Below are 13,821 nucleotides of genomic sequence, written 5' to 3'. Positions count from 1 at the left end.
TGGAGGTAGGAGAAGAGTGAAGCGCATCGGCATCATCGGAGTGGGCGAGATCGGCCGGGCCCTTGTGACGGGGCTGTGCGACGGGGACGAGAAAACGCCGGAGGTGTTCCTCTCGCCCCGAGGTGCCCGCACGGCAGCGGAGTTGTCCGCGCGATACGAGGGCGTGCGGGTCTGTGCCGACAACCAGGAGGTGGTGGACCACTCCGACGTGGTCATCGTCGCCGTACGCCGACAGGACCGGTACGAAGCGCTGAACGGTCTGCGGGTGGACGACGATAAGATCGTGGTCAACGTGATGGCCGGCGTCGCCAACGACGAGCTGCGCCGGATCCTGGCCACCGGCGCCTCACTGGTACGTGCCATCCCCCTGCCTGCCGTACGTGAACGGCGCGCCGTCACGGTGACGTACCCGGCGCACCCGGTGGTGGGTCCTCTCTTCGAGCGTCTGGGTGGGGTGTTGCCGGTCGCGGACGAGGCGGCCTTCGATGTCTTCTCCGCGCTCACGGGGACGTTGACCACCCACTACTCGTACCTCGCCACGCTCACGTCGTGGGCCGCAGGCCAGGGCATCGCCTCCGGCGACGCCGACCGCTACGTCCGAGGGCTCTTCCAGGGCGTCGGCCGCGCCCTGAGCGACGAGACCCGCTCCCTGGACCGACTCGCCGCCGACCACGAGACCCCGAACGGCAACAACGAACGCATCCGCACCACGTGGTTCGACCCGGCCAACTCCGAGGCCCTCCGCAAGGCCCTCGACGCCCTCCTCGCCGATCTGCGGTAGCCGAAGCTCCGAAGCTGAAGGCGGCGTGGGCGCCGGTACGCCGGTCCCGCAAGGAGGCCGCCTTCGGCCTGATCCCGGCGATCACCTGAGCGATGTTGTTCGCCGACCGGCCGCCGTGTTCCTGCGTGGGGACCCGTTCGAGGGCGCTGCTATCGCGGCCGCCGAGGCGCCTCGCTTGCCGGCGTCGGCCTGCTCGTGCGGCCTTGGCCTGCTGAACGGCCGATCTGTAGCTGAACGGCTGATCTGTAAATGCGTGGCGTGTTGGTGCAGGCATCGGGATACTGCCTCGATGACACGAGCTGCGCTGCCTCAACCGCTTCGGCCCCGCGCGTTGGCGCCCGGAGACCTCGTCGTCATCGCGTCGCTTTCCGGTCCGCTCGATGTCAGATACGCGCCCGACCTCGAGCGCGCGGTGACTGTGCTTGAACGGATGGGATTCCGCGTGCGTCTCGCGCCGCTGCTTGAAACCGGGCGGCACCATTGGTGGAGCGCGGCTCGGCCGGCGGAGATCGCGGAGGAGTTCAACGCGCTTCTGCGTGACCCTGAGGTGCGCGCGATCATTGCGCATGACGGTGGGACGACGGCGCTCGGTTACCTCGACCTGATCGATGACGAGGCGATCACTGCGGACCCCAAGCCGATCCTCGGCTACAGCGACATCTCGCTGCTGCATCTGGTGCTCCATGCGCGCACGGGCCTGGTCGGATTCCACGCCGATCTGGCCACCCCTGGACTCGGCGGGCACTGGCAGGCCGCGCCCGCGGAGCGCCAAGCGGAGCTTGGGAAGCTCTACTCGACGCTGCTGACCGGCCCAGAGGCGATCGGTGCGCTGCCCACCAGCCCGTCGTGGGAGTGCTGGCGTGCCGGTCGCGCCGAAGGCCGGCTGATCGGTGGGTTGCTCAATCGCATTGTGCTGTCGCAGGCGACCCGTTACGCGATCCCGCTCGAATGGTTCGACGGCGCGGTGCTGTTCTGGGAGGAGATGGGCGGCCAGGCCGCGCATGTGTGGAGCTATCTGCAGGTGCTGCGGCACCGCGGGATCCTCGATCGGATCTCCGGCATGGTCGTGGGCATGCCATACGCGATCGACGGGCTCGGGGCGGACGCGTCCCCGACCCTCCGCGAGATCGTCCTCGACGTCCTCGCCGACCGCGACATCGCGGTCCTGGGCAACGTCGACTTCGGACACGCCGGCCCGAACCTGCCGATGCCGGTGGGTATCCGCGTCGCCCTCGAATCGCAGCAGCGGACGCTGTCGCTGCTCGAACCGGCGGTGCGGGTCGCTCACAGCGGCGAATCGGTCAGCTGAGCAAGGCGGATCAGTGAGGCGCTTTGCATCATCGAGTCGGGTTCTCAGTCGAAGACGTACCGCTGGCCCGCCCGCGCCTTCACCGTCCGCGTACCGCCGCTGAACAGCGTGCTCCGCACCGTGAGTTGGCGGGTGCGCGATGCTCTCAGGACGATGCGGGTGGCGCGGCCCGACGCCCAGTCGATGTCGACGGTCGCGCCGCCGCGTGCCCGCAGGCCGCGTACCGAGCCGTCGGGCCATGCCGCGGGCAGCGCGGGCAGGATCTCGATCGCGTCGTGCTGGCTCTGCAGCAACATCTCCACCGTGCCCGACGTGGCGCCGAAGTTGCCGTCGATCTGAAACGGCGGATGGGTGTCCCAGAGGTTGGGCAGCGTCGAGGACTTGAGCTGCTCGCCGAGCATCTTGTGTGCGTGGTCGCCGGCACGGAGGCGCGCCCAGAAGTTGATCTTCCAGGCCTTGGACCAGCCGGTGCCGCCGTCACCGCGCGCCGTGAGGGTGACCTTCGCCGCCTCGGCCCACTCGCTGCCGGGTTCGATCTGCCGTCCCGGGTGCAGGGCGTAGAGGTGGGAGACGTGCCGGTGGTCGTCCGTACGGTCGTCCAGGTCGGCCTTCCACTCCTGGAGCTGCCCCCAGGAGCCGATGCGCAGGCCTGGGTCGAGGCAGCCCAGCGCCTCCTCCAACTCGGCGCGGAACGACGGTGCGTCGCCGAGCAGGCGGGCCGCTTCGAGGGTGTTGGTGAGCAGGTCGTGGACGATCTGCTGGGCCATGGCGCCGCCCGCCGTGAAGTCGCCGTGCTCGGGCGAGTAGCTGGGCGTGACGATCAGGGTGCCGTCGCGCGGGTCCGCGCGCAGGTTGTCGAGCCAGAACTCGGCGGCCTCCTTCATCGCCGGGTAGGCGGTGGTGCGCAGGTAGTCCGTGGAGCCGCCGAAGCGGTAGTGCTCGTAGAGCTGCGCGGTGAGCCAGGCCGCGGCCTCGGGGAACCAGAACGCGGTCGGCCAGTCGTGCACCCCGGTGAACCCGAAGGGGTTGGTCTCGTTGTGGACGACCCAGCCGCGGCTGCCGAACATCTCCTTGGCCGTGCGCCGTCCGGGGGCGCGCAGGGCCTCGACGAAGCGGTCGTACGGGGCGGTCGTCTCGGGCAGGTTCGCGGCCTCGGCGAGCCAGTAGTTCATCTGCAGGTTGATGTTGGTGTGGTAGTCGGCGGACCAGGGCGGGGTGGTGCTGTTGTTCCAGACGCCCTGGAGGTTGGCGGGCAGGGAGCCCGCGCGCGAGGAGGCGATGAGGAGGTAGCGGCCGTACTGGAAGAAGAGCGCCTCCAGCGCCCGGTCGGCGGCGGCGTCCGCCCCGGTCCCGTACTGCTTGAGCAGCCGGTTCGTGGGCAGGTCGGCGGGCATCGCCTGGCCGATGTCCAGGGTGACGCGGTCGAACAGGGCGCGGTGGTCCCGCAGATGGCGGGCGCGCAGCGCGGAGTGGCCGGACCGGACGGCCTTGTCCACGGTGCGGGTGAGGGTGGCGTGCGGGTCGTCGCCCCGGTAGTCGGGGTAGGTGTCGGCGTAGTCGGTGCCCGCGGCGAGGACGAACCACACCTGGTCGGCGCCGGTCACGGTGATACTTCCGTCGCCGTGCGCGACGCGCGTCCCGCCCCGGTGCCCGACGCGCAGCTGGGCCTCGAACTTCAGCCCGTTGTCGGCGAGTTCACCGCGTACGGTGAGCCGGTCGCCGTCCGCCGTCGCGGTGAAGTCGGTACGGGGCGAGGAGTAGCGGAGCGTGCAGGTGACCTGCGCGGGACGGTCGGCGGAGAGTCGCCCGACGATCACCCTGTCGGGGTACGAGGCGAAGAACTCCCTTTGGTGACGGGCCTGTTCATCTCGGTACGTGACGGTCGCGAGGCCCTGTGCGATGTCGAGGGCGCGGCGGTAGGCGGCATCGGGTGCCGCCGGGGCGCCCGGCACGTCGATGTGGAGGTCCCCGAAGGCCTGGTGGGCGCCGTAGCCACGCCGGGCCTGGCCGAGCCTCTCCGCGACGGCGTCGGGGGCGAGCCTGCCCTTCTCGTCGAGCTCGTCGCGGACGGCGTCGAGGGCGCCGGGGCGGGGCGCGCGCCAGTTGCCGGAGTCGTAGCCCTCCTGGGCGCCGGGCCCGCCGGTCCACAGGGTCTTCTCGTTGAACTGGAGCCGTTCGGAGGCCAGGGTGCCGAACACCATCGCGCCGAGGGCACCGTTGCCGATGGGAAGGGCCTCGCGCTCCCAGTCGGCGGCCGGAGTGCCGTACCAGAGGAGCAATTCATCGGAGGTATCACGCTCCGGCAGCCCGTCGGCCGCCGAGGCGGGTTCGACTTCGACGGCCCCGACCGCCCCGGCAACCCCGCCACCTCCCACAGCCAGCGCAGCAGCACCGCCGAGTGCGGACCTCATGGTCGTCCTTCGCGTGATCCCCTGCGCCATGACCGATCACGTTAAAGGTCCGATGACTGGGTAGCAAGACGCAAAACTGCCCCGATCCTTGGACGGAACGGGGCAGTGCTTGGACGGAAGTACGTGTAGCCCTAGTGCCGGGGCAGCCTTGCTGAAGTCAGCCCTGCTGGAAGAGCTCGGCGGGCAGCGGCTTCAGGAGCGCGTACAGGTCGTCGGTGATCGGCCGGTCCCAGGCGGCGATGGTCACCAGGACGTTGTCACTGCGGTCGAACTGCACGCAGGAGATCCGGCCCTCGGAGAGCTTGAGGCGGCGCACGATGAGGAGGTTGTCGCCCTGCATCACCGGCACGTCCTCGGTGGAGACGACCGTGATGTCCTCGTCGTTCTCCAGGGCCAGGAGCAGCTGGGCCACCTCGAAGGGCACCTCGCCGTCGGCGGTCTCGCGCGCCGGCGAGCCCTCGGGGAGGTTGCCGATGATCATCGCGGGGCCGCGGCCGCCGAACAGGTCGTACCGCAGGAAGACGCCCTGACAGCTGCCGTCGGGGGCGGGCAGCAGGCCCGCGCCGAGATTGCCGGGCCAGTCACCGGGGTCCATGGCCAGGACGTCGAATTCCGGGCCCGCGGGAGTGGCGGAGCTGCGGCGGCGGAGGAAGGACATGCGCCCATGGTACGTGCCCTTCGGGCTCCGCCTGCGCGGGGGCGGACGCGGTTCGGGCGAGCCGGAAAGCACCGCGCGCAGCCGCGGCGGCCGCGCGACCAGCCACGCGACGCCCACCTCGGTGCCCCGCCGCCCACCCCGGGCAGCATCCGCCGATGGCCCCGACCGCATCGGCGGCCTCAAGACCTTGCACACCCCTCGCTCTCGTGCGCTACCGCTCCGGCGGTACCACTGCCACCGGGCAGCCCGCGTGCAGCAGCACCGCCTGGGTGACGGAGCCGAGGATGCGGCCCGGCGCCAGCCGACGCCGGTGGCGGCCGACCACGACGAGGTCGGCGGCGCGCGAGGCCTCGACGAGGTGCCGTGCCGCGTCGCCGGGCGCGATGAACACGTCCACCGGCACGGCGGAGTACCGCTCCCGGTACGGCGTGAGGAGCGCGTCGGCGAGCTCTCCGTACTCCCGCTCGGTCTCCTGGTCCGCGACCGCCTTCATCACGAATTCACCGGCGGCCGTGGCGCTCAGGACGGGCCACGGATACGCGGCGATCACTTGGAGCCGGGCCCCGCACCGCGCCGCCTCGGCGAAGGCGAACGCCACGGAATGTCCGTCCGGGGCGGGCGCCGAGAGCCCGAGGACCACCCGCGGCCCGGCGTCCGGCCCCGGCACCTCCGGGTCCCGCGGCTGCGCACCGCCCGCCGGGCGCGGCACGACCACCACCGGGCAGGCCGCCTCCCGCGCGCACGCCAGGCCGTTCGAGCCGAGCAGCAGGCTGGCGAACCCGCCCCTGCCGCGCGAGCCGAGGACCAACAGCCGGGCCTCGCCGCCCAGCCGCGGCAACTCGCGCCCCGGGCTGCCGTCCACCGTGACGAAATCCAGCTCGGGCAGGTCGGCGCGGCCCACGAGGGAGGCGCGCACATGGTCGAGGACGGGGTCGTTCTCGGTGCGCTCAAGGACCGAGGCGAACGGGCCGTCGACGAGCGGCACGTCGTACCCGCGCACGTGCACGATCCGTAGCGGCATACCCCGCAACCGGGCGGCGGCCAGCGCCCACTCCAGGGCGCGGCCGCTGCCGGTCGAACCGTCGACGGCCGCGACGACGGGGCCGCCCCCGCCTCCGGACCCACCGCCGCTCACGAACTCACCGCTCACGGACTCACTGCTCACGCTGTCGACCGTTTCGCTGCTCATGACGTCAGCCTTGTCCAGTGCGCCGGGCACCGGGAGAGTCGAAGGTCACGCGATCGGCAGGGCCGAAAGACCACCGGGCGGGAAGGACGGGAAGGAACCGTGGCAGCAGGAGGCCCTGCCGTCACCGGGTGGTGGCAGCAGGGCCGTGTGCCGTACGGGAAACGGCCGCCCTACGTCAGGTCGAACTCGCCCGCGCGGGCGCCGTGCACGAAAGCCCCCCACTCCGCCGGGGTGAAGATCAGGGAAGGGCTCTCCGGGTGCCCACTGTTGCGCATCGCGACGAATCCTTCGACGAAGGCGATCTCCACATCTCCACGCCCCTCGCTGCTGGATCGCCAGTCCGCCGTGCTGAGGTCGAGCTCCGGCTTGTGCCAGCCCGCGAGCGGATGCTGCTGAGTGGTGCTGTCGGCCACGTCCGTGCTCCTCCCGAATTGCGTCGTCCGGCGCCAGCCTAGCTTTCGCTCCGAGCGCCGGACAGGCCGCGACGGCAGGACCTCGATCCGGGCGGGCCCGCTCCGTCCGGCGGGCCCGCTCCGTCAGGTGGTGGGCGGTTCGGCGCCGACCAGCCACATGGAGAAGAACTGCGAGCCGCCGCCGTAGGCGTGCCCAAGTGCCCTGCGGGCGCCGTCGACTTGGTGCTCCCCTGCCTGGCCGCGCACCTGGAGCGCCGCCTCGGCGAAGCGGATCATGCCGGAGGCACCGATGGGGTTGGTCGACAGGACGCCGCCGGACATGTTCACCGGGAGGTCACCGTCCAGTTCCGTCACGCCGGACTCGGTGAGCTTCCAGCCCTCGCCCTCCGCCGCGAAGCCGAGGTTCTCCAGCCACATCGGCTCGTACCAGGAGAACGGCACGTACATCTCCACGGCGTCGATCTCCCTGCGCGGGTCCGCGATGCCGGCCTGCCGGTAGACGTCGGCCGCGCAGTCCTTGCCCGCCTGCGGGGAGACGAAGTCCTTGCCCGCGTGGAGGGTCGGCTCGCTGCGCATGGCGCCGCCGTGCATCCAGGCGGGCGGCCGGGGTGAACGGGCCGCGCCCGCGCGGTCGGTGAGGACCATCGCGCAGGCGCCGTCGGAGGACGGGCACGTCTCGGAGTAGCGGATGGGGTCCCAGAGCATCGGCGAGGCCTGGACCTTCTCCAGGGTGATGTCCTGCTCGTGGAGGTGCGCGTAGGGGTTCTTGAGGGCGTTGCGGCGGTCCTTGTACGCGACGAGCGAGCCGACCGTGTCGGGGGCGCCGGTGCGCCGCATGTACGCGCGCACATGCGGCGCGAAGAAGCCGCCCGCCCCCGCGAGCAGCGGCTGCTGGAAGGGAACGGGCAGCGACAGGCCCCACATCGCGTTTGATTCCGACTGTTTTTCGAAGGCCAGGGTCAGAACGGTGCCGTGGACGCGGCCCGCCACGAGGTTGGCGGCGACGAGCGCCGTGGAGCCTCCGACGGAGCCCGCGGTGTGCACGCGGAGCATGGGTTTGCCGACGGCGCCGAGCGCGTCGGCGAGGTACAGCTCCGGCATCATGACGCCCTCGAAGAAGTCGGGCGCCTTACCGATGACGACGGCGTCGATGTCCGCCCATGTCAACTCCGCGTCTACCAGGGCACGTTGGGCCGCCTCCCGGACGAGGCCCGCGATTGAGACGTCCCGCCGCGCGGCCACGTGCTTGGTCTGCCCGACCCCGACGACGGCGACGGGCTCCTTGCCCACCGAGTTGCTCATCGGGCGTCTCCTTCCAGGACGGCGACCAGGTTCTGCTGGAGGCAGGGCCCGGACGTGGCGTGGGCGACGGCGCGGTCCGATGCGCCCCGGTGGATGCGGGCCGCTGCCTCGCCGAGCCGGATGAGCCCGGTGGCCATCACCGGGTTGGCGGCGAGCGCACCGCCCGACGGGTTCACGGTGACGTCGTCACCGAGCTGCAGGGCGTTGCGCAGGACGACCTCCTGGGAGGTGAAGGGGGCATGCAACTCGGCCGTGTCTACGGGGCGTTCGAAGACTCCGGCGCGCTCGGCGGCCAGGCGGGTGGACGGCGAGTCGGTCAGGTCGCGCACCCCGAGCGCGTGCGCCTCGATGCGGTGGTCGATGCCGCGGATCCAGGCAGGGCGCGGGCACAGCTCGCGGGCCCGCTCCCCCGCCGCGAGGATCACGGCGGCGGCCCCGTCGCCGATCGGCGGGCAGTCTCCGGTGCGCAGGGGACGTACGGCGTAGTCGCCCTGCTCGACCGAACCGCGCAGCTGCGCATGGGAGTTGGCGGCCGCGTCGGCCCGGCTGCGGCTCGCGACCCCGGCGAGCGCGGGCTCGTCGGTCTCTCCCGCGTCGATCAGCGCCTGCGCCTGGAGCGCGGCGAGCGCCACGGAGTCGGGCCAGAGCGGGGCGACGTAGTACGGGTCGAGCTGCCGGGTCAGCACGTCGCGCACGGAGCCGGGTGAGGATTTGCCGTACGCGTAGACGAGCGCGGTGTCGGCCTCGCCGGTCTGGAGCTTCACCCATGCCTCGTACAGCGCCCAGGCGCCGTCCATCTCGACGTGCGACTCGGAGATCGGCGGCCAGGCGCCCACCCCGTCGAGCGCCATGGTGAAGGAGAAGGCGCGCCCCGCGAGGTAGTCCGACGAACCGGAACAGGTGAAGCCGATGTCGCTGGTCTTGAGGCCGGTGGCGGCGAGGACCTCGTGCAGCACGGGCATCAGCATCTCCACCTCGGAGAGCTCGTCGGTGGTGCGCAGGTGGTCGCTCTGCCCGAAGGCGACGACGGCGACGTCGCGGGCGGGCCGCGTCACCGGCGGTTTGCGGGGCGCCATCAGACCATCTCCTTGTACGTGTCGTAGTCGGCGTCGGGTTCGCCCGTGGGCCGGTAGTGGTCGGGGTAGCGGCCGCCTTCGGTCCAGACGGGTTCGACGCGCAGGCCCATGCGGACCTGGTCGTAGGGGATGTCCGCGATCCGTGCGTGCAGGGCGAGGTCGGCGCCGTCGAGGGCGATGTGCGCGTAGACGTAGGGGACTTCGATGTCGAGGTTCTTGGCCTTGATGTTGACGATGCAGTACGTGGTGACGGTGCCGCGCGGTCCGACCTCGACCCGTTCCACCGTGGCGACGCCGCAGGTGGGGCAGGCGCCGCGGGGCGGCACGTACACCTTGGCGCAGGACGGGCAGCGCTCGCCGACGGTCCTGCGCTCGGAGAGGGCGTGGATGTAGGCGGACTGGGCGCGGCCGGGCGAGTAGGTGTAGTCGAGCCGCGCGGGCGCGACGATGCCGGTCACGGGCTCCTCGAACTCGCCGCTGTGCGGGCCCGGCCGGGTCGCCTCGCTGTCGCCTTCGTACGCCTCGAAGCAGGCGATGTCCGTGATGGCGCCGACGCGTTCGGCGGCCCAGCGGACCCGGACCCGCATGCCGGTGCGCACCGCGTCGGGGCCGGGCGCGTCCAGGGCGTGCAGCAGGGCGGTGTCGGCGCCGTCGAGCCTGACAAGGACCCAGGCGAAGGGGGTGTCGAGGGGCTGGCCGCGGCGGGGCTCGTGGTTCCAGGCCCAGGTGGTGACGGTGCCGGTCGTGGCGACCTCGATCAGGTCGCGTACCTCTTCGGCGGTCACCGGGTCGTACTCGACGGGCGGCACGAGCGTGCGCCCGTCGCCGGTCCTGACGCCGAGCACGGTGCGTTCGCGCAGCCCGGTCAGGAAGGCGCTCTGCACGGGGCCGAGGGAGCGGGTGAAGGGGAACTCGACGACGAGCGGCGCACGCAGCACTTCGGGTGAGGAGGCGGTTGTCATGACCAAAACTCCGTTTCCAGGCGAGGGGGCGGCGAGGGCCCCGTCGGGGCGCGGGGACGGCGGGGGCCCCTTGAGGGGCGCGGGGAACTGCGCGACCAGCCACGACGGCCCCGCAGGCGAGACGGGACCTAGGCCCGCCGAAACACCGGGTCACGTTTCTCGGCGAAGGCTCTGGAGCCCTCCTTCGCATCGGCGGTGTCAAAGATCGGCCACCCCCGCTTCAGCTCCGCCGCCAGGCCGTCCGCCTCGGACATCTCGGCGGCCTCGTACACGGAGGCCTTGACCGCTTCGACGGCGAGTGGTCCGCAGGCGTTGATCTGCTCGGCGATGAGGAGGGCCTTCTCCAGGGCGGTTCCGTCGGGGACAACATGGCCGACGAGGCCGATGGAGGCGGCCTCCGCCGCCGAGTAGGGGCGGCCGGTGAGCAGCATTTCCAGGGCGTGGGTCCGCGGGATCTGCCGCGGGAGCCGCACGGTCGACCCCCCGATGGGGAAGAGTCCCCGCCTGACCTCGAAGAGCCCGAAGGTCGCCGACTCCCCCGCCACGCGGATGTCCGTGCCCTGCAGGATCTCCGTGCCGCCCGCCACGCAGTAGCCCTCGACGGCCGCGATGACGGGTTTGCGGGGGCGGTGGTGCCGCAGCATCGCCTTCCAGTGCAGATCGGGGTCGGCCCCCAGCCGGTCCCGGTACTGCTCGCCCTCCATCCCCTTGCCCGCGAGGGCCTTCAGGTCCATGCCCGCGCAGAACGCGCCGCCCGCGCCGGTGAGCACGACCGAGCGGACCTCGTCGTCCTCGTCGGCCGCGAGCCACCCGTCGTAGAGGCCCACGAGCATCGCGAGCGACAGTGCGTTCTTCGCGTCGGGCCTGTTCAGCGTGAGTATCAGTGTGGCGCCTTCGCGCCGCACGGAGAGGTGTTCCGTCCCAGCCATGTGCCGTGCTCCCTCCCTCGACGGCCACCGATCGGCCGGCCTGTCGCGTCCGGACCTGGAACAGGTTGCAGTAGCGGGGGAGCCAGTTCAATAGTTTTCTGACACCCAGTCAGTTTTCTTGCGCAGGGCCCCTTCCCACTTGGTGGCGGCTCTGCTCTGATGACCGCCACGTCAGATGTGACAGTGGGCACCGGGGTCAGGAGGAGTGCGGTGGAGTACAACCTTGCCGACCTGTTCGAGTCGGTCGTCGACGTGGTCCCCGACCGCGAGGCGCTCGTCTACATCGACCACCCCGGCACAGGCGCGGAGCACCGGCTGACCTATGCCGCGCTCGACACGGCCGCCAACCGCATCGCCCACCACCTCCTCGACAGCGGCCTGCGGCCCGGCGAGCACCTGGGCCTGCACCTGTACAACGGCGTCGAATATCTGCAGACCGTGCTCGGCTGCCTCAAGGCACGCCTCGTCCCGGTCAATGTGAACTACCGCTACGTGGAGGAGGAGTTGGTCTACCTCTATCGCGACGCGGACCTCGCGGCGCTCGTCTTCGACGCCGAGTTCACCGAGCGCGTCGCGGCCGCCCTGCCGCGCACGGAGAAGCTGCGCCATCTGATACGGGTGGGGGCGCCGCCCGCGGCCGCTCCCCCGCTCGACGTGGCGCCCTTCACCGAGGCGGAGGCGGCGGGTTCGCCGGACCGCGGCTTCGGGCCGCGCTCCGGCGACGACCTGTTCATCATCTACACCGGCGGCACGACCGGCATGCCCAAGGGCGTCATGTGGCGTCAGGAGGACCTGTTCTTCGCGGGGCTCTTCGGCGGCGAGCCGACGGGAGAGCCGGTCAAGCGGCCCGAGGAGCTCGCCGAGCGCGTCGCGGCGGGCGGCCCCGGCCTCACGTTCTTCCCCGCGCCTCCGCTGATGCACGGCACGTCGACACTGACGTCGTTCATCGCCTTCAACTACGGGCAGCGGGTGGCCCTGCACCGCAAGTACGTCCCCGAAGAGGTGCTGCGCACCATCGAGCGGGAGAACGTCTCCAGCGTCTCCCTCGTGGGCGACGCCATGCTCAGGCCGCTCATCGACGCCCTGCGCGGACCGCTGCGGGGCACCGACCTGTCGTCGCTCTTCAGCGTCTCCTCGTCCGGGGCGATCATGTCGGAGACGGTGCGCGCCCAGTTCCAGGAGCTCGTGCCGAACGTCCTACTCCTGAACAACTTCGGCTCCTCCGAGTCGGGCTCCAACGGCAGGGCGACGGACGACTCCGGCCCGGAGAAGGGCTTCCGCCTGGAGGTCAACGAACGCACGCAGGTGGTGGACCCGGCGACGTACGAGCCCGTCCCGGTGGGTGAGCCGGGCCGCCTCGCCCAACGCGGGCACGTGCCGCTCGGCTACTACAACGACCCGGTGAAAACGGCCGAGACCTTCTTCCAGAAGGGCGAGGAGCGCTGGGTCCTGCTCGGCGACATGGCGACGGTCGACGAGGACGGCATCGTCACCGTGCTCGGACGCGGTTCCCAGTGCATCAACACGGGCGGCGAGAAGGTGTACCCGGAGGAGGTCGAGCAGGCCCTCAAGTCCCACCCCGACGTGTACGACGCGCTGGTCGCCGGAGTGCCCGACGAACGGTGGGGCAGCCGGGTGGCCGCGGTCGTCCAACTCCGTGCTGGGGCGCCCTCGTTGGACCTGGCGGCGGTACAGTCCCACTGCCGGGAGCGGCTCGCGGGCTACAAGATCCCGCGGTCCGTCGTCTTCACGGACCACATCCAACGCTCGCCGAGCGGCAAGGCGGACTACCGGTGGGCGAAGACGGTGGCGGCGGCCGACGGGCAGGCCTAGCCGGAGCCCAGGGCCGCGGCCGCCAGGTGGTCGCGGAACCAACGGTGCCCCGGATCGGCCGAGTTGCGTGGGTGCCAGGCCATTCCCAGCGTGACCGGCGCCAGGTCGAGCGGGATGGGGAACGTACGCAGGCCGAGGGCCTCGATGGTGTCCTGGAGCCAGCCGTCCGGGGTGAGAGCGACGAGGTCGGTGTCCCGGGCGAGGAGCATCGCGCTCGTGTGGCTGGGGACGACGACCGCGGTCCTGCGCCGCAGGCCGAGCGCGTCGAGCGCGCTGTCGATGGGGCCCTGGCGCTTGCCCCGCCGGGAGATACCGATGTGGTCGGCCGCGGCGAAGCGGCGGGCGTCGATCTCTCCGTCGAAGAGGGGATGCCCGTCGCGCGCGACGGCGACCACCTCCATCGGCATCAGCTCGCGGGTCCGGATCTCCGGATCCAGGTGACCGAGCGAACCCAGCTCGACATCCACAAGGCCCTGCCGCAGCGCGGGACCGCCCTCCACCGTCTCCGGCAGGAAGACCACGTCCACGTGCGGGGCCTCCGCGCGCATCCGGTCGACCAGGGTCCCGGCGAGGCCCGCGAGGATCACGTCGGTGGCCTGCACGGTGAAGGTGCGCTGCAGATGGACGGCGTCGAAACCGGCACCGGGACGCAGGACGTTGTCGCAGCCGCGCAACAACGCGCCCACCTCACCGCGGAGTTCCAGGGCGCGCGGGGTGGGGACCATGCCCTGTCCCGCGCGGACCAGGAGCGGGTCACCGACGGCGCGGCGCAGGCGCGCGAGCGTGCGGCTGACGGCCGCGGGCGACGTGCCGAGCCGCTCGGCGGCGCGGGTCACGCTGTTCTCTTGGAGCAGGGCGTCCAGCGCACGCAGCAGATTGAGATCCAATGACAACTCTGAGCTCCTGACCTGCGTTTTCACATCTGGGTTCGCAGCTGGGTTCGCAGCTGGGCAACGGC

The 13,821-nt window shown here is 71.5% G+C and carries 12 protein-coding genes; 3 read left to right on the top strand and 9 right to left on the bottom strand.

The window, feature by feature from the left end; translation table 11 throughout:
• Positions 1-16 precede the first annotated feature (16 nt).
• Positions 17-781: an NAD(P)-binding domain-containing protein gene (locus tag ABZ953_RS10340; protein ID WP_361719816.1), complete on the top strand. Its 765-nt coding sequence runs from the start codon at positions 17-19 to the stop codon at positions 779-781.
• A 289-nt stretch (positions 782-1,070) separates the two neighbouring features.
• Positions 1,071-2,090 (top strand): S66 peptidase family protein, encoded by a 1,020-nt coding sequence (locus ABZ953_RS10335; protein ID WP_361719813.1) that lies wholly within the window; start codon positions 1,071-1,073, stop codon positions 2,088-2,090.
• A 44-nt stretch (positions 2,091-2,134) separates the two neighbouring features.
• Here the strand turns inward: ABZ953_RS10335 and ABZ953_RS10330 are convergent, their stop codons facing one another.
• From ABZ953_RS10330 to ABZ953_RS10295, 8 genes are all read right to left on the bottom strand, one after another.
• Positions 2,135-4,501, bottom strand: coding sequence for a glycoside hydrolase family 95 protein (locus ABZ953_RS10330; RefSeq protein ID WP_361719811.1), 2,367 nt, complete (start codon positions 4,499-4,501; stop codon positions 2,135-2,137).
• A gap of 157 nt (positions 4,502-4,658) precedes the next feature.
• Positions 4,659-5,159, bottom strand: coding sequence for a hypothetical protein (locus ABZ953_RS10325; RefSeq protein ID WP_361719808.1), 501 nt, complete (start codon positions 5,157-5,159; stop codon positions 4,659-4,661).
• A gap of 211 nt (positions 5,160-5,370) precedes the next feature.
• Entirely contained in the window at positions 5,371-6,348 is a 978-nt protein-coding gene (locus tag ABZ953_RS10320) for a universal stress protein (protein ID WP_361719805.1), read from the bottom strand.
• A gap of 170 nt (positions 6,349-6,518) precedes the next feature.
• Positions 6,519-6,761 (bottom strand): DUF397 domain-containing protein, encoded by a 243-nt coding sequence (locus ABZ953_RS10315; protein ID WP_361719802.1) that lies wholly within the window; start codon positions 6,759-6,761, stop codon positions 6,519-6,521.
• A gap of 123 nt (positions 6,762-6,884) precedes the next feature.
• Positions 6,885-8,051 carry a thiolase domain-containing protein gene (locus tag ABZ953_RS10310; protein WP_361720184.1) on the bottom strand — a complete coding sequence of 389 codons (1,167 nt, stop codon included), beginning with the start codon at positions 8,049-8,051 and terminating at the stop codon, positions 6,885-6,887.
• A gap of 8 nt (positions 8,052-8,059) precedes the next feature.
• A complete protein-coding gene (locus tag ABZ953_RS10305) occupies positions 8,060-9,139 on the bottom strand; it encodes a thiolase domain-containing protein (RefSeq protein ID WP_361719799.1) in 1,080 nt (359 codons plus the stop codon).
• Entirely contained in the window at positions 9,139-10,101 is a 963-nt protein-coding gene (locus ABZ953_RS10300) for an OB-fold domain-containing protein (RefSeq protein ID WP_361719796.1), read from the bottom strand. Before ABZ953_RS10300 ends, ABZ953_RS10305 begins: the two co-directional genes overlap by 1 nt.
• A 128-nt stretch (positions 10,102-10,229) precedes the next feature.
• Positions 10,230-11,030, bottom strand: a complete 801-nt coding sequence (locus tag ABZ953_RS10295) for a crotonase/enoyl-CoA hydratase family protein (protein WP_361719793.1) — start codon at positions 11,028-11,030, stop codon at positions 10,230-10,232.
• A 210-nt stretch (positions 11,031-11,240) separates the two neighbouring features.
• Between ABZ953_RS10295 and ABZ953_RS10290 the strand changes: the two genes are divergently transcribed.
• Complete coding sequence (locus ABZ953_RS10290) at positions 11,241-12,863, top strand: acyl-CoA synthetase (RefSeq protein ID WP_361719790.1); 1,623 nt, start codon at positions 11,241-11,243, stop codon at positions 12,861-12,863.
• On the opposite strand, the gene ABZ953_RS10285 is transcribed toward ABZ953_RS10290, so the two are convergent.
• Positions 12,860-13,750 (bottom strand): LysR family transcriptional regulator, encoded by an 891-nt coding sequence (locus tag ABZ953_RS10285; protein WP_361720181.1) that lies wholly within the window; start codon positions 13,748-13,750, stop codon positions 12,860-12,862. The two genes, ABZ953_RS10290 and ABZ953_RS10285, sit on opposite strands and share 4 nt — an antisense overlap.
• Between the last annotated feature and the right edge of the window lie 71 nt (positions 13,751-13,821).

The sequence above is a fragment of the Streptomyces sp. NPDC046465 genome, from assembly GCF_040646035.1.
Lineage (GTDB): Bacteria > Actinomycetota > Actinomycetes > Streptomycetales > Streptomycetaceae > Streptomyces.
Note: the sequence above shows the minus strand (reverse complement) of the source record. Positions and strands in the feature narration are given on the sequence as shown.